Here is a 21059-nt window from a genome sequence, read left to right as displayed (position 1 = left end):
CGCCATGTTACTACCCTGGCTAATATTGATTCCCTTTATCGGTGGCTTCCTGTGCTGGCAGACCGAACGCTTTGGCGTGAAGGTGCCGCGTTGGATCGCGCTGATTACCATGGGACTGACGCTGGCGCTTGGCCTGCAACTTTGGTTGCAGGGCGGCTATTCACTGACGCAATCCACTGGCATTCCGCAGTGGCAGTCTGAGTTTGTCCTGCCGTGGATCCCACGCTTTGGCATCTCGATTCATCTTGCTATCGACGGTCTGTCGCTGCTGATGGTGGTGCTGACCGGCCTGCTCGGTGTTCTGGCGGTACTTTGCTCCTGGAATGAAATCGAAAAATACCAGGGCTTTTTCCACCTGAACCTGATGTGGATCTTAGGCGGCGTAATCGGCGTGTTCCTTGCCATCGACATGTTCCTGTTCTTCTTCTTCTGGGAAATGATGCTGGTGCCGATGTACTTCCTGATCGCGCTATGGGGGCATAAAGCCTCTGACGGTAAAACGCGTATCACGGCAGCAACCAAGTTCTTCATTTATACCCAGGCGAGTGGTCTGGTGATGTTGATTGCCATCCTGGCGCTGGTGTTTGTGCACTACAAAGCGACCGGCGTGTGGACTTTCAACTATGAAGAATTGCTGAATACTCCGATGTCCCACGGCGTGGAATACCTGCTGATGCTGGGCTTCTTCATCGCTTTCGCGGTGAAAATGCCGGTGGTTCCGCTGCACGGCTGGTTGCCGGATGCTCACTCCCAGGCACCGACCGCAGGTTCCGTTGACCTGGCAGGTATCTTGCTGAAAACAGCAGCCTACGGTCTGCTGCGCTTCTCCCTGCCGCTGTTCCCGAATGCGTCAGCGGAGTTTGCGCCTATCGCAATGTGGCTTGGCGTCATCGGCATCTTCTACGGCGCGTGGATGGCCTTTAATCAGTACGACATCAAACGTCTGATTGCTTACACCTCCGTATCCCACATGGGCTTCGTACTGATTGCTATCTACACCGGCAGCCAGCTGGCATACCAGGGTGCGGTGATTCAGATGATCGCGCACGGCCTGTCCGCAGCCGGTCTGTTCATCCTGTGTGGTCAGCTGTACGAACGTCTGCACACGCGTGATATGCGTATGATGGGCGGCCTGTGGGGCAAAATGAAATGGTTGCCTGCGCTGTCAATGTTCTTTGCAGTGTGTACGCTGGGTATGCCGGGTACAGGTAACTTCGTTGGCGAATTTATGATTCTGTTCGGCAGCTACCAGGTGGTTCCGGTTATTACCGTGATCTCGACATTTGGTCTGGTGTTTGCTTCTGTTTACTCGCTGGCGATGCTGCATCGCGCTTACTTTGGTAAGGCGAAGAGCCAGATTGCCAGTGTTGAACTGCCAGGGATGTCGCTGCGTGAGCTGTTTATCATCCTGTTGCTGGTCGTGCTTCTGGTACTGCTTGGCTTCTATCCGCAGCCGATTCTGGATACCTCGCATTCTGCGATGAGCAACATCCAGCAGTGGTTTGTTAATTCCGTTACTACTACAAGGCCGTAAATCGCCATGACAATAACTCCACAACACCTGATTGCGCTGCTACCGCTGCTGATCGTCGGCTTGACGGTGGTGGTTGTGATGCTCTCCATTGCGTGGCGACGCAATCACTTCCTCAATGCCACGCTGTCGGTCATTGGGCTTAACGCCGCACTGGTTTCGCTCTGGTTTGTTGGCCAGGCGGGCGCTATGGACGTCACCCCGCTGATGCGGGTTGACGGTTTCGCCATGCTCTACACCGGGCTGGTGCTGCTGGCGAGTCTTGCCACCTGTACCTTCGCTTACCCGTGGCTGGAAGGCTACGACGACAACCGGGAAGAGTTCTATCTGCTGGTGCTGATTGCCGCGCTCGGCGGTATTCTGCTGGCTAACGCTAACCATCTGGCGGCGCTGTTCCTTGGTATTGAGCTTATCTCTCTGCCGCTGTTTGGTCTGGTTGGCTATGCGTTCCGTCAGAAACGTTCGCTGGAAGCCAGTATCAAATACACCATTCTGTCTGCCGCAGCGTCTTCCTTCCTGCTGTTTGGTATGGCGCTGGTATACGCGCAGTCTGGCAACCTGTCGTTTGTCGCGCTCGGTAAGAGCCTCGGCGACGGTATGCTGCAAGAACCGCTGCTGCTGGCGGGCTTCGGTCTGATGATTGTTGGCCTCGGCTTTAAACTCTCACTGGTTCCATTCCACCTGTGGACGCCAGACGTATACCAGGGCGCTCCGGCTCCGGTTTCCACCTTCCTGGCGACGGCGAGCAAAATCGCTATCTTCGGCGTGGTGATGCGTCTGTTCCTGTACGCACCGGTAGGTGATAGCGAAGCGGTACGGATCGTGCTGGGTGTGATTGCCTTTGCTTCCATTATCTTCGGTAACCTGATGGCGCTGAGCCAGACCAACATCAAACGTCTGCTTGGTTACTCATCTATCTCTCACCTCGGTTACCTGCTGGTGGCGCTGATTGCCCTGCAGAGCGGCGAGATGTCGATGGAAGCGGTTGGCGTTTACCTGGCCGGTTATCTGTTCAGCAGCCTCGGTGCGTTCGGTGTGGTCAGCCTGATGTCCAGCCCGTACCGCGGTCCGGATGCAGACTCTCTGTTCTCCTACCGTGGTCTGTTCTGGCATCGTCCAATCCTCGCGGCGGTGATGACGGTGATGATGCTGTCTCTGGCGGGTATTCCGATGACGCTGGGCTTTATCGGTAAGTTCTACGTACTGGCGGTGGGTGTGCAGGCTAATCTGTGGTGGCTGGTTGCCGCCGTGGTGGTGGGTTCCGCGATTGGTTTGTACTACTACCTGCGCGTTGCCGTGAGCCTGTACCTGAGCGCACCGCAGCAGTTGAATCGCGATGCGCCGTCCAACTGGCAGTACAGCGCGGGCGGTATTGTGGTGCTGATTTCTGCCCTGCTGGTACTGGTGCTGGGTATCTACCCGCAACCGTTGATCAGCATCGTGCAGTTAGCGGCTCCGCTGATGTAATTCATCATGCTGTGATCGAAAAAGAGTCTGGACAATGTCCAGACTCTTTTTTTTACCTGTCTATACTCGTCATACTTCAAGTTGCTGGGGCGTCAGGCCGAAAGTTGACGGCTCACCAGCGGGCCGCTGATGCCTTTCGCTGTGCGATCCATCACTTCCTGAATTACTGAAGACAGCTCATTGACTTCGAATTTGGCCACGTAACCATCTGCTTTCACTCGGCGTACGTGATCTTCATTGGCGCTACCGGAAAGTGAGGAGTGGATAACGACCGGGATCTTCTTCAGGCGTTCGTCGGTTTTTATCTTACGGGTAAGCGTAAAACCGTCCATCTCCGGCATTTCCAGATCGGTGAGCACCAGCGCAATCTTCTCGCTGATTGGTTTACCTTCCGCTTCTGCTTCTTCAGATAGCTGTTGTATCTTTTCCCACGCATCTTGGCCCGTCACATGCATCAAGTGTGGAATCTCCATGGCGTTAAGCCCTTTTTCCAGCATCGCGCGAGCCACTTTGGAATCATCAGCCACAATCGCCACCGCACCCGGCGTAATGTTGAACTTATTGGTTTTCAGCTCTGTTGCGCGCAGGTCGTGGTTCGACGGTACAATATCGTACAGGATCTGTTCGACATCGAGCACCAGCGCCAGATTGTTAGTCTCTTTGTTGTCGTCCAGACAGGCGATACTGGTAATGTAGCGACCATTGACGGCTTTCTCGGCGGTATGCACCTGTTGCCAGTCCAGACGCATAATGTTTTCTACCGACTCCACCGCAAACGCCTGAACGCTGCGGGCATATTCCGTGATCAACAGGATGTTGAGTCCGGTCTCTGGCTTACAGCCCGCGACGGCAGGCAGATCAATCACCGGGATCACCTGATCGCGAATGTTAACCATACCCAGCAACGGGGCTTTCATACCTGCGGGACGCGTAAAGGTCGGCATCGGTACGATTTCACGCAGTTTGAATACGTTGATGCCAAACAGTTCTGATTTCTGCTCCTCGACGGATTTGCCAAGGCGAAACAGCAGCAGTTCAAAACGGTTAGACAGGGTTAGGTTTGTCCTGTCATCAATATCTTTCTGGAAATTGTTCATCCTGTCCTCAGTGTGAAAGCCAGCCTTTCCACTGTTATCGGCACTGAGGCGGAAAAATGGAGCATTAAACGGTGAAAATGGCGAAATCGTGAGCCAGTTCAGTGTCTGGAAATATCGCTTTGCACTCTTCGAGTAACCGCTGACAGCCTTTTTCATCGTAGCGTGAGCTAACGTGGGTCATGATCAGGCGTCCCACTCCGGCCTCAAGCGCCAGCTGGGCGGCTTGTCGGGTCGAGCTGTGACCGCGGCTGTTGGCTTTTTCCTCCATTGAGGAGTCCAGTGTGGTTTCATGTACCATCACATCCACACCGCGTGCCAGTTCAATGGCGGACGCGCAAGGTCCTGTGTCGCCGAAAATAGCCACAGATTTTCCTCTGGTGGCAGGGCCGAGAAAATCGGCGCCGTTAATCGCTCGACCATCCTCCAGCACGATGGTTTTCCCGGCTTTCAAATCCTGGAACCACGGGCCCGCTTTAACACCAGCCGCCTTCAAGGCGCTGGCGTCAAGTGCCCCCGGTTTGTCGTGCTCTTCAACACGAAAACCGTAGCACTCCAGCGGATGCTCCAGCGGGTACGCCGTTACTTTACGCAGGCCGTCATCGACAATTTCACCCGCGGTGATTTCGACAATATCCAGCGGATAATCGGTCCAGGAGCCGCTCAAACGCAAAGCCGTTTCGGTAAACTCTCGCAACCCCTTTGGTCCGTAAAGCGTCAGTGGCTGGACGTTCCCGGCCATTGAGCGACTGCACAGCAGCCCCGGTAAACCAAACAGGTGATCGCCGTGTAGATGGCTGATAAAAATACGCTCGAGTTTTCCAGGGTTAAATGGCGTGGTCAGCATCTGATGCTGCGTTCCTTCACCACAATCGAAAAGCCACAGCCCCGCCTGAGTCGGGTGTTGCAGATTCAGTAAAATTGCCGTTACATTGCGTGAGCGCGTGGGGACTCCCGCAGACGTGCCTAAAAATAGTAATTCCATCTTCGCGTTACACTTTTCGCCATCAATAAGGCAGGGTGTTCAGGTTATCACAACAAAGGGGCAGACTATGATTCACTGGCAAGATCTCCACCATGCAAAGCTCAATACACAGCAGCTGTACGCCATTCTTGAGCTTCGCTGTGCGGTATTTGTTGTTGAGCAACGGTGTCCGTATCAGGATGTGGATGGTGAAGACCTGAGTGGTGAAAATCGGCACATTCTGGGTTGGCATAACGATGAACTGGTGGCGTATGCGAGGATTCTGAAAAGCGATGATGAGCTTGAGCCGGTCGTCATTGGGAGGGTGATCGTAAGCGAAGCGCTGCGGGGTGAAAAATTGGGGCAACAGCTAATGACTCAGACGCTGGCCTCCTGTACGCAGCATTGGCCGCACAAGGCGCTGTATCTGGGGGCGCAGGCACATTTGCAATCATTCTATGCGCGCTTTGGCTTTGTGCCGGTCACGGATATTTATGACGAAGACGGTATTCCACACGTCGGAATGGCGCGGGAAGCACATCAGGCGTAAACAGGCGCAAACACGCCTGATTGTCTATAGTTAGCGGGTACGTCAATAGAAAGGGAGAATAAAATGTCTTTTCATTCTTATGAATCACGTATCGATGACGATCTGGAATTATTGAGTGAAACGCTGGAGGAGGTGCTGCGTTCTTCCGGCGATCCAGCCGATCAAAAATACCTTGAGTTAAAAGCGCGGGCAGAGCGGGCGTTAGAAGAGGTGAGAAATCGCGTCAGCCACGCCTCTGACAGCTACTATTACCGCGCGAAGAAAGCCGTTTGCCGGGCGGATGATTATGTGCATGAAAAACCCTGGCGCGGAATCGGCGTTGGTGCCACGGTCGGTTTAGTGATGGGATTATTGTTAGCACGGCGATAAATTCCATTCCGTCAGCGCATTTGTACGTACTCCCTAACTGGGGGTACTGCTTTTTCTGCTCAGTACCCCGTATAATGTGAGGTTTTTAACAGGGAGAGGTCCGCGTGCATTCAATTACTACTGCGCTGGAAAGTCTGATGCGTCATTTGTCGCAAGAGATACCAGCAGCACCTGGAATTCGTATTTACGATATCCCTTTCCCACTGAATGATGCGTTTGACGCTTTAGGATGGCTGGCCAGTCAACCTGTCTGGCCCCAGTTTTACTGGCAACAGCGTAATGGCGATGAAGAAGCCGCCGTACTGGGCGCTGTTGCTACATTTTCCTCGCTCGAATTAGCCCAGCATTTTTTACATCAGCATAATGATAATCCTGACCTGCGTATCTGGGGCCTGAATGCCTTTGAGCCTCAGCGCGGCCATTTGTTATTGCCACGGCTGGAGTGGCGACGTTGCGCCGGGGTGGCGAGCTTACGCTTACATCTTTTTAGCGACGTGTCGCTGCGTGAAGACGCCGCGCAGGCGGTGGCGTTTATCTCATCGCTCGCCAACGTAAAGCCGCTGCCCGCATTGCGTCTGCGTTTGACGGGAGAACAGAACTGGCCGGATAAAACTGGCTGGACAGACCTGATAAAGCTCGCCACGCAAACGATCAATGGGGAACAGCTCGATAAGGTCGTGCTGGCGCGGGCGACCGATTTACAGTTTTCTCAGTCGGTTAACGCCGCGGCCGTGATGGCTTCCAGTCGTCGTCTAAACCTGAACTGCTACCATTTCTTTATGGCGTTCTCCGCAAAGTGTGCGTTTCTTGGTTCTTCCCCTGAACGGCTGTATCGGCGGCGTGACACGGCGCTGCGCACCGAGGCGCTGGCGGGAACCGTTGCCAACCACCCTGAGGATCATCGGGCCTGGCAGTTGGGGGAATGGCTAATGAAAGATGATAAAAACCAGCGCGAGAATATGCTGGTGGTCGAAGATATTTGCCAGCGTCTGCAAGGCTGTACGCAAACTCTTGATGTGCTGCCGCCGCAGGTGCTTAGACTGCGCAAAGTGCAGCACCTGCGCCGCTGTATCTGGACGGAACTGAATCAGGCTGATGATACGCTTTGTCTGATGCAACTCCAGCCCACGGCGGCAGTCGCAGGTATTCCGCGTGAGCTGGCGCGTGAATTTATCCAACAAAATGAACCGTTTGAACGCGAGTGGTATGCCGGTTCTGCGGGTTACCTTTCTCTGCGCCAAAGCGAGTTTTGCGTGTCATTACGGTCGGCGAAAATTAGTGAAAATGTGATACGCCTGTATGCCGGGGCAGGGATCGTGCGTGGTTCAGATCCTGAACAGGAATGGCAAGAAATAGACAATAAAGCGGCAGGACTGCGCACTTTATTACAGATGGAAGGGTAATGAGTTGTATATTACCGACTCATATCAAAAATCCATTTATTCGATTCTTTATACTGTGTCGCAATATTGATACCGGACAATCTCATGTCAGTAAGCGCATTTAACCGACGCTGGGCGGCGGTCATTCTGGAAGCACTCACTCGCCACGGCGTCAGGCATGTCTGCATTGCCCCTGGCTCTCGTTCTACACCGTTGACTCTGGCGGCTGCGGAAAACCCCGCTTTTATTCACCATACTCATTTTGATGAGCGTGGCCTTGGGCATCTGGCCTTAGGTCTGGCAAAAGTCAGCCGGCAGCCTGTCGCTGTGATTGTGACGTCCGGTACGGCGGTGGCAAATTTGTATCCCGCGTTGATTGAAGCGGGCCTGACCGGTGAAAAGCTGATTCTACTCACGGCTGACAGACCTCCAGAGCTTATCGACTGCGGCGCTAACCAGGCGATTCGTCAGGCCGGAATGTTTGCCTCGCATCCATCGCAAACGCTCTCTTTACCGCGCCCGACTCAGAACATTCCGGCTAGTTGGCTGGTATCCACCATTGATAACGCCTTAGCTGCGCTGCATAGCGGGGCGGTTCATATCAATTGCCCATTTGCGGAACCGCTGTATGGCGACATGGATGAAACGGGGATTGACTGGCAGCAGCGCCTTGGCGACTGGTGGCAGGATGATAAACCCTGGCTGCGTGAGTCGCGTCGGCTGGAAAGCGACAAACAGCGTGACTGGTTTTTCTGGCGACAAAAACGCGGCGTTGTTGTTGCAGGCCGCATGAGCGCGGAAGAGGGCAAAAAGGTTGCGCAGTGGGCGCAGATGCTAGGCTGGCCGCTGATTGGCGATGTTCTGTCACAAACCGGACAACCTTTGCCGTGCGCCGACCTGTGGCTGGGAAATGCGAAAGCGGTCACTGAATTACAGCAGGCGCAGATTGTGGTGCAGCTTGGCAGTAGCCTGACCGGAAAACGGCTCCTGCAATGGCAGGCCAGCTGTGATCCGCAGGAATACTGGATTGTCGATAATATCGAAGGCCGCCTCGATCCGGCTCACCATCGTGGGCGCAGACTGGTAGCGACGGTTAGCGACTGGCTGGAGTTGCATCCGGCGGAGAAACGTCAGCCCTGGTGCGTGGAGATCCCACGCCTGGCGCAACTGGCCTGGCAGGCGGTAGAAGCCCGTCGCGACGCGTTTGGTGAAGCGCAATTAGCCCACCGTATCCGCGAATACTTGCCGGAGCAGGGGCAACTGTTCGTGGGCAACAGTCTGGTGGTGCGCCTGATTGATGCGCTGTCGCAGCTTCCGGCGGGTTACCCGGTCTATAGCAACCGTGGCGCGAGCGGCATTGACGGCCTGCTGTCAACGGCAGCAGGCGTACAGCGCGCCAGCGCGAAATCGACGCTGGCTATCGTCGGCGATTTATCTGCGCTGTATGACCTCAATGCGCTGGCGTTATTGCGCCAGGTTTCCGCGCCGTTTGTCCTGATAGTGGTCAATAATAACGGCGGGCAAATTTTTTCCCTGTTGCCGACGCCAGCAAGCGAACGCGAACGGTTCTACCTGATGCCGCAGAACGTGCATTTTGAGCATGCTGCCGCCATGTTTAACCTTAAATACCAGCGCCCGGAAAACTGGGAGCAACTGGAGAGCGCGCTGACTAACGCCTGGCGTACTCCGGCGGCAACGGTGATTGAGCTGGTGGTAAACGAAACTGATGGGGCGCAAACCCTGCAGCAACTGCTGGCGCAGGTAAGCCATCTATGAGCCTGCACGCTCAGGCGAAACTGGGCCAGACGGGATTTCCCTGGCTGGTTTTCCTGCACGGTTTTTCCGGTGATTGTCGGGAGTGGCAGACGGTTGGCGAAGCGTTTAAGAATTATTCGCGGCTGTATATCGACCTGCCGGGACACGGTGGCTCCGCTGACATCAGCGTGAGCGGATTCGACGACGTAAGCGCTTTGTTGCGTAACACGTTGCTTAGTTACAACATACTTAAATACTGGTTGGTAGGTTACTCTCTTGGCGGCAGAGTCGCGATGATGGCGGCTTGTCAGGAGATGCCAGGACTGTGCGGTCTGGTGGTTGAAGGTGGACATCCAGGCTTGCAAAGTGAGGAGGCGCGCGTTCAGCGTCGCCTCTCTGATGGTCGCTGGGCTGCGCGTTTTCGCGCTGAGCCGTTGTGCGAGGTGTTTATTGACTGGTATCAACAGCCGGTTTTTTCCTCGCTGAATGCGGCGCAAAGAGAAGCGTTGGTCGCACTGCGTAGCCAGAATAACGGGCATACGCTGGCAGCGATGCTGGAGGCCACCTCGCTAGCCGTACAACCTGATTTACGTGCGCAACTCACTGCGCGCACATTTCCGTTTTATTATTTATGTGGTGAACGTGACGATAAATTCCGCGCTCTGGCGGCGGAAATATCCGTACCAAGCCATGTGATTCGTAATGCCGGACACAACGCGCATCGGGACAATCCCGCTGGCGTGGTGGACTGTCTGGCTCAGATTCTGCATCGCTGACTATAGGACATTTTATGATCTATCCTGATGAAACAATGCTTTACGCACCGGTAGAATGGCACGATTGCTCTGAAGGCTACACCGACATTCTCTACGAGAAATCCACCGACGGTATCGCAAAAATCACCATTAATCGTCCGCAGGTACGCAATGCCTTCCGTCCGGTCACCGTGAAAGAGATGATCCAGGCGCTGGCGGATGCTCGCTACGATGACAACATTGGCGTGATTATTCTGACCGGTGCTGGCGACAAAGCGTTCTGCGCAGGTGGCGATCAGAAAGTGCGCGGTGATTACGGCGGATACCAGGATGATTCCGGTGTGCATCACCTGAACGTACTGGACTTCCAGCGCCAGATTCGTACCTGTCCGAAGCCGGTAGTGGCGATGGTTGCAGGCTTTTCCATCGGCGGCGGCCATGTGCTGCACATGATGTGTGACTTGACCATTGCGGCTGAAAACGCCATCTTCGGCCAGACCGGTCCGAAAGTCGGTTCCTTCGATGGCGGTTGGGGGGCCTCTTACATGGCGCGTATTGTCGGTCAGAAAAAAGCGCGTGAAATCTGGTTCCTGTGCCGTCAGTACGATGCGAAGCAAGCGTTGGATATGGGCCTGGTAAACACCGTGGTTCCGCTGGCCGATCTGGAAAAAGAGACCGTACGCTGGTGTCGTGAAATGCTGCAAAACAGCCCGATGGCGTTGCGCTGCCTGAAAGCTGCACTGAACGCCGACTGCGATGGTCAGGCTGGTCTGCAAGAGCTGGCGGGTAACGCCACCATGCTGTTCTACATGACGGAAGAAGGTCAGGAAGGCCGTAACGCCTTTAACCAGAAACGTCAGCCGGATTTCAGCAAATTTAAACGGAATCCGTAATGCGTAGCGCGCAGGTATACCGCTGGCAGATCCCCATGGACGCGGGGGTGATTCTGCGCGACAGGCGGTTAAAAACGCGTGACGGGCTGTACGTTCGCCTTTGTGACGGCGAGCGCGAAGGGTGGGGAGAGATCTCCCCACTGCCGGGCTTCAGTCAGGAGAGCTGGGAAGAGGCGCAAACCGAGCTGCTGGCCTGGGTCAATGGCTGGCTACAGGGGGATTCTTCCTTACCGCAGCTGCCTTCGGTCGCCTTTGGCGCAAGCTGCGCGCTAGCCGAACTGGCTGGCGTATTGCCAGAGGACGCAGACTACCGTGCAGCACCGCTGTGTACGGGTGATCCTGATGATCTGGTACTGCAACTGGCTGACATGCCGGGTGAAAAAGTAGCGAAGATCAAGGTCGGACTGTATGAAGCGGTTCGTGACGGTATGGTCGCCAACCTGCTGCTTGAGGCTATTCCGGAGCTGCATTTGCGACTTGACGCCAACCGAGCCTGGACGCCGTTGAAAGCCCAGCAGTTCGCGAAGTACGTTAATCCAGAGTACCGCGGGCGCATCGCTTTTCTCGAAGAGCCATGCAAAACCCGCGATGACTCTCGTGCTTTTGCGCGTGAAACCGGCATTGCCATTGCCTGGGATGAAAGCCTGCGTGAAGCGGATTTCATCTTCGAAGCCGAAGAGGGCGTCAAGGCAGTGGTTATCAAACCTACGCTGACGGGCAGTCTCGAAAAAGTGCGCGAACAGGTGGAAGCGGCGCATGCACTTGGTCTCACCGCTGTTATTAGTTCGTCGATCGAGTCGAGCCTGGGCTTAACCCAACTGGCGCGAATTGCCGCCTGGCTGACGCCGCAGACCATTCCGGGGCTGGATACCCTGAGCCTGATGCAGTGCCAGCAGGTACGCACCTGGCCGGGTAGCGCATTGCCGTGTATCGATGTTGATGCGCTGGAACGCCTGCTATGACCCAGCGGGAAATGCCCGGTAGCGTAAGCATATCGGGCCTGGTACAACCCGATGACTGGCCGTGGCGTCACTGGCGACAGGTTCGTGCAGAGGTGCCTGCTCTACGCCTCAACGATGAAGTATTAAGCTGGAGCGAGCTCTGCACGCGCGTTGACCATCTGGCCAGCGGTTTTGCCGCTCAGGGCGTGGAAGAGGGCGATGGCGTCCTGCTTCGCGCCTGGAATCATCCACGTGCTTTGCTGGCCTGGCTGGCATTGCTGCAATGTGGGGCGCGGGTTTTACCTGTGAACCCACAGCTGCCTCAATCGCTGCTTGACGCGCTGGTCCCGGACTTAACGCTGCGTTTTGCGCTGGATCTTGAGGCAGCTAATGTTCTCGCGGGACTCCATCCGTTGCAGATGCAGGCAGTGCCAGGCAAGCATGCCGCCGCGTGGTTACCCCAGCGTTTGAGCACGATGACGTTAACCTCAGGTTCTACCGGATTGCCAAAGGCGGCGGTGCATACCTGTCAGGCTCATCTGGCAAGCGCGCAGGGCGTGTTGTCATTAATGCCGTTTGACGCTGAAGATGACTGGCTGCTCTCGCTGCCGCTGTTTCATGTTTCCGGCCAGGGTATTTTGTGGCGTTGGTTGTTTGCCGGGGCACGAATGACCGTGCGCGACAAGCAGCCGTTGGAGCAAATGCTGGCTGGATGCACTCATGCTTCGCTGGTGCCCACGCAGCTGTGGCGCCTGCTGGTCAACAAAACGGCGGTAACGCTCAAAGCCGTGCTCCTGGGTGGCGCGGCAATTCCTGTTGAATTGACGGAACAGGCGCGCGAGCAAAGGGTTCGCTGCTGGTGCGGTTACGGTTTAACGGAGTTTGCTTCTACGGTCTGTGCGAAAGAAGCGGATGGCCTGGCGGATGTGGGGTCGCCCCTGGCAGGCAGAGAAGTCAGAATCGTTGGTGGTGAAGTCTGGCTGCGTGCCGCCAGCATGGCGCAAGGTTACTGGCGTAACGGGCAGCTGATTCCCTTAGTAAACGCGGAAGGCTGGTTTGCCACCCGCGATCGCGGGGTGTTGAAGGACGGCAAGTTAACCCTTGTCGGTCGGATGGACAATCTGTTCTTTAGCGGCGGGGAAGGCATACAGCCGGAAGAGGTGGAACGCGTGATTGCTGAGCATCCGCATGTTCTGCAAGCCTTCATTGTGCCGATAGAAGACAAAGAGTTTGGTCATCGCCCGGTGGCGGTCGTTGAGTATGACACCAATGCGGGTGACACAAATCTGGCAGAATGGGTGAAAGATAAGCTGGCCCGCTTTCAGCAACCGGTATGCTGGCTGACATTGCCACCCGAACTAAAATCCGGAGGGATTAAAATTTCTCGTCGTGCGCTGTCAGATTGGGTAAGTGCTTCATTGTTAAAATTAAGCAAACAGTAATTACATTTCTCACTTTCACCATTAAGTCGCTATTGTCATTTTGTTTATCTGCTTAAGTGTAACCTGTTGTGAAATCTTTTAACAAAAGGTGCGCTATGGAATGGCATGTGAAGAAGTCTTGCTGTCACAAAAAAGCAGGCAGGCTCTATATCGTACTTTGTGATAGCGGCGGTTCGCTAAAGATGCTGGCTGAGGCGCAATCTTCCGAGTGGGTTAAGCCCGGAGACCTCCTTTCACCGCTGAAAGATGCACTGTATTGCATTAATCGCGATACCTCACGGTTAATCAAAATAATTGATGCCAGACAGTACACGTGCGAGGAATGGGAACGCCTGTTACGACTGTCTGAAGATAAATAATCTCAGGGTTGGCGCTGGTGTGAAGGTAAAAAAATCGTCAGTAGCCCTGCCATGATGCACAGCACTCCGGCGAGCGCTTTCGCTGAAAATATTCCCTGCCAGCCGGGCAGGATCATTGATGCAACCCACACCAGTACATAGCTCAGGCTGAGCAGGGCATACGCTTTGCTCAGTGCGAGCTGGTGCAGCGCTTTATGCCAGCAAATCACCGACAGTAAATACCCTGCCAGTCCGGCATACAGAGCAAACGCGCCAACGCTAAGAGAGAATACGGCAGAAATGAATTGCTGCGGCTGCAGCATTGGCGGCAGATTATCCATCGCAAAGCCGAGACTCAACTGGGCGGCTGAAGTGATAATAACGCTGCATAATCCCCAAAAGATGCCCATTACACCGCACTCCCAAGAATAAAGATGCCGGTGATGATTAACCCCACACCCAGCCAGTGGCGCGGGGTGACGGGTTCGCGCCAGATTTTCCAGGCAGCCAGAGTCACCCATACAAAATTAAGACTCAGCATGGGGTAGGCGATGCCGACCGGAATGTTCTGCAGCACCGCCAGCCATAGCAGCATGGCCAGACCGAGACTTGCCAGAGCAAGCCCAATCCATAGCGTAATGTGGCGTTTTCGCGCTCGAACGGGAACGGGTCGCGACGCCTGCTTCTGACATAACTGACCGCAGACGCTGAGCAGGCTGGCGAGAACTAAGGCTATCCAGATCATTTCGGCCGATACTGAATCAGGACCAGACGCCCCTGATTATCGATATAGTCAGCGGGAGGGATAGCAAGTCGATTAATATCTTCATCCTTATCGACTGAAAGCACGAGCGTAATGTTTCCTTGCTGACGATGTTGCGCTAACCACTCGGCAAAGTTCCCCCGCCCGACAAAACGCCCCTGGGCATCCGGGTAGTTAAGGCCATATTTTAACTCGCCCGTTTGTCCGTACATTATGATGTCGTCACGCTTCAGGCTCCAGGCCAGCCCCGCGGCGACGCCAACGCTGTCGGTGAGAATATAACGGCTCGACTCCAGCGACTCTTTGGTCATCTCGACAAAAAATTGTGGCTGTTTAGATTCCATCACCCGGTCAGGAATGGAGAAGCCAAACAACAGTGCCAGGCCTAATGGACACAGCGCTGCGAACGTCCAGTTCTTCTCGCGGTTATTTAGCGTATACCAGCCAAAGAGCGTCCAGATGATAAAAATGCCCCACGCACAAAACACTTTATACGTTTCGATATGCGACCAGACCGGCGTCTTTAATGGACCCAGCGTAGAAACAATAAACGTGGCGACAATGCCGGTCACTCCGAACAGAACGTTGATCCAGCCATTCACGCGCAGCGCGGTTGCACCTTTTTGCGCGGCCTGCAGGCCGAAACGCGCCGTCAATATTGCCAGCGGTGCGAAGCAGGAAAGAATATAGGTCGGCAGTTTTCCTTTCGCGATGCTGAAAAACAGGATTGGCATGATAATCCAGCTTAGCAGGTACAGTGCGCTGCGCGGAACATCCCGTTCACGCCAGCCCGTACGCAGCGCGCCGGGGAGCAGCCCGAGCCACGGTAATGCGCCTGCCACCACTACCGGAATGTAGTACCAGACGGGGGCCTTATGTTGGGCATCCTCCTGCGCGAAGCGTTGAATATGCTCGACCCAGAAGAAGTAATGCCAGAAATCCGGCTCACGCCGGGCAATCGCTATTCCCCAAGGCAGCACAGTCACGATGCAACCGACTACTGCCAGCAGACCGTAGATAATGAGATCTTTCCAGCGCTTTTGTACGAAAACCCACGGCAGTACGCTGAGTACAGGAACGGCGAGTGCCAGGAAACCCTTGGTCATCACGCCCATGCCGCAGGTTAACCCTAACAGCAGAAAGGCGGTAATTTTGCGCGTTCTGCTGGTGGCTTGCATCCCTTCCCAAAAGCAGCACATGCCCGCCATTAGCCAGAGCGCAATGATGGGATCAAGTACCGCGTAGGTGCCGATGCTGTAAACCGAAAAAAACGTTAAAAAGATAACCGAAGAGAGTACGGCGGTGCGCTTATCCCGCCACAACCGCATGGCAAGCCAGGCAACCATTAGCGCCGTCAGCAAAGTGGCAAAAATGGCTCCTGCTCTGACGCCGAAATTATTGGCGCCAAACAGCCATTGCCCGATGCTGTTTAACCAGTATCCGGCAATCGGTTTTTCAAAATATCGCAGCCCTAAAAAGTGCGGAACGATCCCGTCGCCAGAGGTCAGCATTTCCCGACTGATTTCGGCATAGCGCGTTTCATCAGGCTGCCACAGCAGGCGACTGTTGATGGGGAGAATAAAATACAGCGCAATAAAAGCGATAAATGCCAGGGTGTAGCGGACAGTATGTTTCATCTTGTCACACTCACTGGTTGTTGGCGGCCGATCCATCCCTCTCTGCCGGGTATTTTGCCACGCACGATCTGCCCTGTTGGCAGCGAACTGACATCGTCCGGTAACAGGTCACCGAGCGGGCAAAATGTTATCCCCATGTCTGCGGCGCGAGTAAGCAGCTCGTCAAAATTCTGCTGAAAGGCGATGCCTTCAACTTCCGCATGAATGGTATACACCGGTGTTCCTCTGCTCATCTGGATGTGGGAAAGAATGTAAGCGTTGAAGTCCACCGCCTGGACTTCCTGACCAACCACTTCATCCCAGGTGGGTAGCGTGACGGGAATTTGCGGCGTACCTGTTTTCCCGGATGTCAGCACCGGACGGAATAACGACGTTCCCCGACAGTCGCTGTTATAACGCAGATGGAACGTTTCTTTGGCGTGGACGACGCGATCGTCGGCACGCCATCCGGCAACGGCAGAACAAGTGACGGGTTGTCCGATAAGAGTTTCAAGGGCCGTGATGCCTCGTGAAATATCATCAATCAGCTGTTTATCATTCCAGTTTCCGCTTCGCGCCTGCCAGGCATGGTGATCCCAGGCATGCAAACCGGTTTCATGAATCAGGGCGGTTTGCGCAATGATCGCCGCGTTGGCCTGGCCGATCTCTTTTCCCGGCCAGGCGGTTCCCGCCAGCAATATATCCCATCCGTAAAGTGATGCGGCGTTTGAGCGCAGCATCTTCCACAGAAATTGTGGTTTCACAAGACGCCAGAGGTGGCGTCCCATGTTGTCCGGTCCAACGCTAAAGAAAAAACTTGCCCGCACGTTATGTCGGTTCAATGTCTCCAGCAGGCGGGGTACGCCTTCGCGCGTCCCCCTGAAAGTATCGACATCTATGCGCAAGCCGACTTGGGTCATGATGTGTGTTCCGTGATATTCACACAGCGTAAGAAGAAGTCCAGCGTCTCTTCTACCGTTTCCTGCATCTCAATGGTGGGCTCCCAGTTCAGGCAGCGTTTCGCATTGCGGATGTTGGGCTTACGATGTTCAACGTCTTGATAACCTTTACCATAGTAGCTGCTGCTTTCGACGTCACGGAAACCGGCAAACGGCGGGAAGTGGTTACGCAATGGATGTTTTTCAAAGCAGGTAAGCAGCATTTCTGCCAGTTCCTGAATACTCGCTTCGTTCTGCGGATTACCGATGTTGATAATCTCACCGTCGCAGCGTCCGCCTTCGTTTTCAATGATGCGGTACAGGGCTTCGATACCATCCCGAATGTCGGTAAAGCAGCGTTTTTGCTTGCCGCCTTCAATCAGCTTAATCGGTGAACCTTCCACCAGATTGAGGATCAGTTGGGTAATGGCGCGTGAGCTGCCGATACGCGCGGCGTTAAGGCTGTCCAGACGCGGCCCCATCCAGTTAAATGGCCGGAACAGGGTGAAACGCAATCCCTCTTTTTCGCCGTATGCCCAGATTACGCGGTCCAACAACTGCTTGGAAACGGAGTAGATCCAGCGTGGTTTATTCACCGGACCGACGATCAGATTCGAGCTGTCCTCATCGAAGACTTTGTCGGTACACATGCCGTAGACTTCGGACGTTGACGGGAAAATGATGCGCTTGCGGTATTTCACGCAGTAGCGAATGATTTTCAGGTTCTCTTCAAAATCGAGCTCAAATACGCGCAACGGGTTGCGGGTATATTCGATTGGCGTTGCGATTGCCACCAGCGGCAGCACGACGTCGCATTTTTTAACATGGTATTCAATCCATTCGGAGTGAATGCTGATGTCGCCTTCGACGAAGTGGAATCGCGGATGCTGCAGAAAACGTCCAATGGCGTCACTGCCAATATCGAGCCCATACACTTCGTAATGATCTTCTTGCAGCAGGCGTTCGGTCAGATGGTTACCAATGAAGCCATTAACGCCGAGGATCAGCACGCGTGTACGATGTTTAGTGGTGGTAACTGACTGACTGTTCAGGCGGGAGCCTGGAACCAGGCCCAGAACCTGCGCCAGTTGCGACCCTTGCATTGCAATACCATCGCCAGCTTGTCCGGTAATAATTTCCAGTGCGCCATCGCCACAGGCGATCAGCAAAGGAGAAACGGAGATGACGGTACCCGGTTGGGCCGCTGAGTTATTTACGCAAACGCGCGATGACCAGACGGTGAACTTTTGTGTGCCGACATAGCTATATGCGCCCGGCCACGGATCGCTGACGGCGCGGACCTGGTTATGCAACTCCGCGGCAGATGTGTTCCAGTCGAGGAAGCTATCTTCCGGTGTACGGCGACCAAAACAGGTCGCATCTGCTTCCTGTTGGGGGCGTTCTGCATAATCCCCGGTTTTAATCGCGGGCAGTGCCTGTTCCAGCAGGTGACGCGCAGCCTGGCACAATTTATGGTGCAGCGTTAACGCCACGTCATCCGGCGAAATAGCGACGCGCTGCTGGGCAATAATGGCGCCAGCATCCGCGCGTTTGACCATGCGGTGAAGCGTGACGCCGGTTTCGGTTTCGCCATTGACCAATACCCAGTTCAGCGGCGCGCGACCACGGTATTTCGGCAGCAACGAACCGTGCAGATTAAAAGCCCCCGCAGGCGCAAGACTGAGGATCTCATCACTCAGTAAATGACGATAGTAGAACGAGAAGATAACATCCGGCGCCAGTTGGCTAAAGCGTTCAATCCACAAGGGATGATTGACCTCGTCCGGGGCGTAAACCGGAATTCCGGCGCTGGCGGCAAGGCGGGAAACCGATCCAAAAAATGCTTTTTCGCCCGGATTATCGGTGTGCGTGAAAATGGCAGCGATTTCATAACCGGCATCCAACAAAGCCTGGACACCCTGACATCCCATATCGTGATAGGCAAATACGATGGCTTTCATGCGCGGTTTTCCTCGGGTGACTGTGTGGTTTGTGGGCGGATAACGTGTTGAACAAAATAGCGGGGACGGGCGCGGACATCGTTATAGATGCGACCGATATATTCGCCGAGTAAACCCATGCCAATAAACTGTGCGCCGATAAAGGTAAACAGGACGGCAAACAGCATGAATACCCCTTCCGCGGCCCACTGTGGACCGAGCGTCAGACGCAGAACCACAAGCAGGATAGACAAGGTAAAGCCAGTGGCGGCGATTACGCTGCCCAACAGGCTCAACATACGAAGTGGCGTTGTGGTCAGACAGGTCACCAGGTCATACATCAGGTTGATCAGACGCATAAAACTGTATTTGGAGTCACCAAATTCTCGCTCTGCATGGTGTACCGGGATTTCCGTAGCGCGCCGGGCAAAAATGTTGGCCAGAATCGGGATAAAGGTACTGCGCTCCTGGCAATGCAGCATGGCATCGACGATGTGGCGCCGATAAGCGCGTAACATGCAACCGTAGTCACCCATCGCTTTACCGGTGGTGCGCTGAATCAGATGGTTAATCATTCGCGATGCGGTCTTACGAAATACGCTGTCCTGACGGTTCTGACGTACCGTGCCGACCACATCGAAGCCTTCATCTGCGGTGGCGACCAGCCGTGGGATCTCCTCCGGCGGGTTTTGCAAATCGGCATCCAGTGTGATGATCACGTCGCCGGTGACATGACTGAAACCGGCCATAATCGCTGAGTGTTGCCCGTAATTGCGATTCAATAAAATAGAAACAATATGGCTGTTCGGTGCCTGGGAAGCGTCCATCATCAGCTGTGCGGAATGGTCGCTGCTGCCGTCATCAATTAGCAAAATTTCATAGTCTTTGCCCAATTTTTCGCAGGCAGCGCTGGTACGTCTGATTAACTCTGGCAAGCTTTCCTGTTCATTAAAAACGGGAATGACCACCGAGACTTTTTTGATCGGTGCTGCTTCAAACATGGTTATTGTCCTGCAATCTCGCGAAGTGCCGTAATTACCCGCTGGGTGTCATCGGCAGTCATGTCGGGGAATAACGGCAGTGAGCAAATGCGCGCGCTATTCCATTCTGTATTGGGGAGCGAAAGGGTAGTGAAGCGTTCGCGGTAATATTTTTGCGTATGGGCCGCACGAAAATGCAGACCGGTGCCGATATTTTTGGCCTTTAACGCCTCCATTAAGGCATCTCTGCTCAGACCGCAGCGGGCTTCGTCAACGCGAATGATGAACAGGTGCCAGGCGTGAACGTGCGCCCACTGGGGCAGACTCAGTGGTTGAAATGGCGTATCGGCCAGCGCCTGTTGATACTCGCGGGCAATTTGCGCCCGGCGTGAGTTCAGGTGTTCCAGTTTATTTAGCTGTACCAACGCAATGGCGGCATTGATATCCGTGAGGTTGTACTTGTACCCTGGCGCAAGCACTTCGGCCTGCGGCGCCCGGCCATAGGTTTGTCGATCAAAGGCATCAACGCCCAGACCGTGAAACTTCAGGCTGCGAAGCCGTTGGGCAAGCTGGCTGTCGTCGGTAACGATCAACCCGCCTTCGGCGCAGGTAATATTTTTGATGGCGTGAAACGAGAATATTGCCGTGCCGCGCGCGCCGACATGACGACCTTTATACAACGTCCCTACGGCGTGGGCCGCATCTTCTATAATCGGAATGCCATAGCGTTCGCCAATGGCATAAATCGCGTCCAGGTCGGCGGGGGCGCCTGCGTAATGTACCGGAATAATGGCTTTGGTTCGCGGGGTGATGGCGGCCTCAATTTGCTCCGGTGTGACCATGAGCGTATCGCGGTCGACGTCGATCATGACTGGCGTCGCACCCAGCAGGACAATCATGTTGAGGGTAGAAACCCACGTCATTGACGGTGTAATGACCTCATCGCCTGCACCGATGTCCAGCGCCATCAGCGTGATGTGCATTCCTGCCGTAGCGGAGCAGACGGCGACGGCGTGTTGATTTCCCGTGAGCTGGCAGAAGGCTTCTTCCAGCTGTTGATTTTTCGGGCCGGTGGTTATCCATCCAGAGTCCAGAACTGTCTTCACAGCAGCAAGTTCTTCAGCCCCCATTGCCGGGCGAGAGAAAGGCAAAAAGTCAGACATCATTATTCCTTCAAGCCATTTAACGCCACCGACGTTTTATTTTTAGTGATAAACAGGGGCGTCGTTAATTATTTCATCAGGCTTCAAAGGGTAATGACGGAAGGTTAATTTATCCTTAAGAGTTTAAGGTTTGGGAAAGAGAGAGGAATAGCGTGTTTTTTATTTATCTTAATGAAAA

The 21059-nt window shown here is 54.5% G+C and carries 20 protein-coding genes; 11 read left to right on the top strand and 9 right to left on the bottom strand.

What is annotated here, in order from left to right:
- Nucleotides 1-4 precede the first annotated feature (4 nt).
- Entirely contained in the window at nt 5-1534 is a 1530-nt protein-coding gene (gene nuoM, locus GPJ68_RS16975; RefSeq protein ID WP_016153831.1) for an NADH-quinone oxidoreductase subunit M, read from the top strand.
- A 6-nt stretch (nt 1535-1540) separates the two neighbouring features.
- Entirely contained in the window at nt 1541-2998 is a 1458-nt protein-coding gene (gene nuoN / locus GPJ68_RS16970) for an NADH-quinone oxidoreductase subunit NuoN (RefSeq protein ID WP_016153830.1), read from the top strand.
- A gap of 92 nt (nt 2999-3090) precedes the next feature.
- Here nuoN and GPJ68_RS16965 read toward each other — a convergent pair whose 3' ends face one another.
- Nucleotides 3091-4095, bottom strand: coding sequence for a chemotaxis protein (locus GPJ68_RS16965; RefSeq protein WP_016157041.1), 1005 nt, complete (start codon nt 4093-4095; stop codon nt 3091-3093).
- Between the two features lie 64 nt (nt 4096-4159).
- A complete protein-coding gene (gene rbn / locus GPJ68_RS16960; protein ID WP_016157040.1) occupies nt 4160-5077 on the bottom strand; it encodes a ribonuclease BN in 918 nt (305 codons plus the stop codon).
- 67 nt (nt 5078-5144) lie between these two features.
- Here rbn and GPJ68_RS16955 point away from each other — a divergent pair, with 67 nt between their 5' ends.
- The 9 genes from GPJ68_RS16955 to pmrD all read left to right on the top strand — a co-directional run bounded on the left by GPJ68_RS16955 (nt 5145) and on the right by pmrD (nt 13502).
- Nucleotides 5145-5606, top strand: coding sequence for a GNAT family N-acetyltransferase (locus GPJ68_RS16955; protein WP_104651202.1), 462 nt, complete (start codon nt 5145-5147; stop codon nt 5604-5606).
- Nucleotides 5607-5669: 63 nt separating this feature from the next.
- Nucleotides 5670-5975 carry a stress response protein ElaB gene (elaB, locus tag GPJ68_RS16950; RefSeq protein ID WP_003027683.1) on the top strand — a complete coding sequence of 102 codons (306 nt, stop codon included), beginning with the start codon at nt 5670-5672 and terminating at the stop codon, nt 5973-5975.
- Between the two features lie 104 nt (nt 5976-6079).
- Entirely contained in the window at nt 6080-7378 is a 1299-nt protein-coding gene (menF, locus tag GPJ68_RS16945; RefSeq protein ID WP_080858936.1) for an isochorismate synthase MenF, read from the top strand.
- 84 nt (nt 7379-7462) lie between these two features.
- Complete coding sequence (gene menD, locus GPJ68_RS16940; RefSeq protein ID WP_047416302.1) at nt 7463-9133, top strand: 2-succinyl-5-enolpyruvyl-6-hydroxy-3-cyclohexene-1-carboxylic-acid synthase; 1671 nt, start codon at nt 7463-7465, stop codon at nt 9131-9133.
- Complete coding sequence (menH, locus tag GPJ68_RS16935; RefSeq protein WP_104651203.1) at nt 9130-9888, top strand: 2-succinyl-6-hydroxy-2,4-cyclohexadiene-1-carboxylate synthase; 759 nt, start codon at nt 9130-9132, stop codon at nt 9886-9888. Before menD ends, menH begins: the two co-directional genes overlap by 4 nt.
- Before the next feature lie 14 nt (nt 9889-9902).
- Nucleotides 9903-10760, top strand: a complete 858-nt coding sequence (menB, locus tag GPJ68_RS16930; protein WP_003027671.1) for a 1,4-dihydroxy-2-naphthoyl-CoA synthase — start codon at nt 9903-9905, stop codon at nt 10758-10760.
- On the top strand, nt 10760-11722 hold the full coding sequence (gene menC / locus GPJ68_RS16925) for an o-succinylbenzoate synthase (protein ID WP_104651204.1): 963 nt from the start codon (nt 10760-10762) through the stop codon (nt 11720-11722). Before menB ends, menC begins: the two co-directional genes overlap by 1 nt.
- Nucleotides 11719-13143 (top strand): o-succinylbenzoate--CoA ligase, encoded by a 1425-nt coding sequence (gene menE, locus GPJ68_RS16920; RefSeq protein ID WP_180836880.1) that lies wholly within the window; start codon nt 11719-11721, stop codon nt 13141-13143. Before menC ends, menE begins: the two co-directional genes overlap by 4 nt.
- A 95-nt stretch (nt 13144-13238) precedes the next feature.
- Complete coding sequence (pmrD, locus tag GPJ68_RS16915; RefSeq protein WP_104651206.1) at nt 13239-13502, top strand: signal transduction protein PmrD; 264 nt, start codon at nt 13239-13241, stop codon at nt 13500-13502.
- Between the two features lie 2 nt (nt 13503-13504).
- Here the strand turns inward: pmrD and arnF are convergent, their stop codons facing one another.
- Genes arnF through arnB form a run of 7 tightly spaced genes read right to left on the bottom strand, consistent with a single transcriptional unit; the run spans nt 13505 to nt 20881 of the window.
- The gene (arnF, locus tag GPJ68_RS16910; RefSeq protein ID WP_016153820.1) at nt 13505-13891 is read right to left on the bottom strand and encodes a 4-amino-4-deoxy-L-arabinose-phosphoundecaprenol flippase subunit ArnF; all 387 of its coding nucleotides are present in this window, start codon (nt 13889-13891) and stop codon (nt 13505-13507) included.
- Nucleotides 13891-14226 (bottom strand): 4-amino-4-deoxy-L-arabinose-phosphoundecaprenol flippase subunit ArnE, encoded by a 336-nt coding sequence (gene arnE, locus GPJ68_RS16905; RefSeq protein WP_016153819.1) that lies wholly within the window; start codon nt 14224-14226, stop codon nt 13891-13893. Before arnE ends, arnF begins: the two co-directional genes overlap by 1 nt.
- Entirely contained in the window at nt 14223-15881 is a 1659-nt protein-coding gene (gene arnT, locus GPJ68_RS16900) for a lipid IV(A) 4-amino-4-deoxy-L-arabinosyltransferase (RefSeq protein WP_104651207.1), read from the bottom strand. The genes arnE and arnT overlap by 4 nt, the downstream gene beginning before the upstream one ends.
- Nucleotides 15878-16780, bottom strand: coding sequence for a 4-deoxy-4-formamido-L-arabinose-phosphoundecaprenol deformylase (gene arnD, locus GPJ68_RS16895; RefSeq protein ID WP_103284038.1), 903 nt, complete (start codon nt 16778-16780; stop codon nt 15878-15880). The genes arnT and arnD overlap by 4 nt, the downstream gene beginning before the upstream one ends.
- Entirely contained in the window at nt 16777-18759 is a 1983-nt protein-coding gene (gene arnA / locus GPJ68_RS16890) for a bifunctional UDP-4-amino-4-deoxy-L-arabinose formyltransferase/UDP-glucuronic acid oxidase ArnA (RefSeq protein ID WP_104651208.1), read from the bottom strand. The genes arnD and arnA overlap by 4 nt, the downstream gene beginning before the upstream one ends.
- Nucleotides 18756-19739 (bottom strand): undecaprenyl-phosphate 4-deoxy-4-formamido-L-arabinose transferase, encoded by a 984-nt coding sequence (gene arnC, locus GPJ68_RS16885; protein WP_104651209.1) that lies wholly within the window; start codon nt 19737-19739, stop codon nt 18756-18758. Before arnC ends, arnA begins: the two co-directional genes overlap by 4 nt.
- A 2-nt stretch (nt 19740-19741) precedes the next feature.
- Nucleotides 19742-20881 carry a UDP-4-amino-4-deoxy-L-arabinose aminotransferase gene (gene arnB / locus GPJ68_RS16880; protein WP_047416290.1) on the bottom strand — a complete coding sequence of 380 codons (1140 nt, stop codon included), beginning with the start codon at nt 20879-20881 and terminating at the stop codon, nt 19742-19744.
- Nucleotides 20882-21059 lie beyond the last annotated feature (178 nt).

It is taken from the genome of Citrobacter sp. 172116965, from assembly GCF_013458095.1.
In the GTDB taxonomy this organism is placed as follows: domain Bacteria; phylum Pseudomonadota; class Gammaproteobacteria; order Enterobacterales; family Enterobacteriaceae; genus Citrobacter; species Citrobacter braakii.
Note: the sequence above shows the minus strand (reverse complement) of the source record. Positions and strands in the feature narration are given on the sequence as shown.

Bases quoted from the DNA above. Each gene is read 5' to 3' on its own strand.
- menD (WP_047416302.1), top strand. From the start codon at position 7,463: ATGTCAGTAAGCGCATTTAACCGACGCTGGGCGGCGGTCATTCTGGAA.
- menB (WP_003027671.1), top strand. From the start codon at position 9,903: ATGATCTATCCTGATGAAACAATGCTTTACGCACCGGTAGAATGGCAC.
- GPJ68_RS16955 (WP_104651202.1), top strand. From the start codon at position 5,145: ATGATTCACTGGCAAGATCTCCACCATGCAAAGCTCAATACACAGCAG.
- nuoN (WP_016153830.1), top strand. From the start codon at position 1,541: ATGACAATAACTCCACAACACCTGATTGCGCTGCTACCGCTGCTGATC.
- rbn (WP_016157040.1), bottom strand. From the start codon at position 5,077: ATGGAATTACTATTTTTAGGCACGTCTGCGGGAGTCCCCACGCGCTCA.
- menE (WP_180836880.1), top strand. From the start codon at position 11,719: ATGACCCAGCGGGAAATGCCCGGTAGCGTAAGCATATCGGGCCTGGTA.
- GPJ68_RS16965 (WP_016157041.1), bottom strand. From the start codon at position 4,095: ATGAACAATTTCCAGAAAGATATTGATGACAGGACAAACCTAACCCTG.
- elaB (WP_003027683.1), top strand. From the start codon at position 5,670: ATGTCTTTTCATTCTTATGAATCACGTATCGATGACGATCTGGAATTA.
- arnT (WP_104651207.1), bottom strand. From the start codon at position 15,881: ATGAAACATACTGTCCGCTACACCCTGGCATTTATCGCTTTTATTGCG.
- arnC (WP_104651209.1), bottom strand. From the start codon at position 19,739: ATGTTTGAAGCAGCACCGATCAAAAAAGTCTCGGTGGTCATTCCCGTT.
- pmrD (WP_104651206.1), top strand. From the start codon at position 13,239: ATGGAATGGCATGTGAAGAAGTCTTGCTGTCACAAAAAAGCAGGCAGG.
- arnD (WP_103284038.1), bottom strand. From the start codon at position 16,780: ATGACCCAAGTCGGCTTGCGCATAGATGTCGATACTTTCAGGGGGACG.
- arnF (WP_016153820.1), bottom strand. From the start codon at position 13,891: ATGGGCATCTTTTGGGGATTATGCAGCGTTATTATCACTTCAGCCGCC.
- nuoM (WP_016153831.1), top strand. From the start codon at position 5: ATGTTACTACCCTGGCTAATATTGATTCCCTTTATCGGTGGCTTCCTG.
- arnA (WP_104651208.1), bottom strand. From the start codon at position 18,759: ATGAAAGCCATCGTATTTGCCTATCACGATATGGGATGTCAGGGTGTC.
- arnE (WP_016153819.1), bottom strand. From the start codon at position 14,226: ATGATCTGGATAGCCTTAGTTCTCGCCAGCCTGCTCAGCGTCTGCGGT.
- menC (WP_104651204.1), top strand. From the start codon at position 10,760: ATGCGTAGCGCGCAGGTATACCGCTGGCAGATCCCCATGGACGCGGGG.
- arnB (WP_047416290.1), bottom strand. From the start codon at position 20,881: ATGTCTGACTTTTTGCCTTTCTCTCGCCCGGCAATGGGGGCTGAAGAA.
- menH (WP_104651203.1), top strand. From the start codon at position 9,130: ATGAGCCTGCACGCTCAGGCGAAACTGGGCCAGACGGGATTTCCCTGG.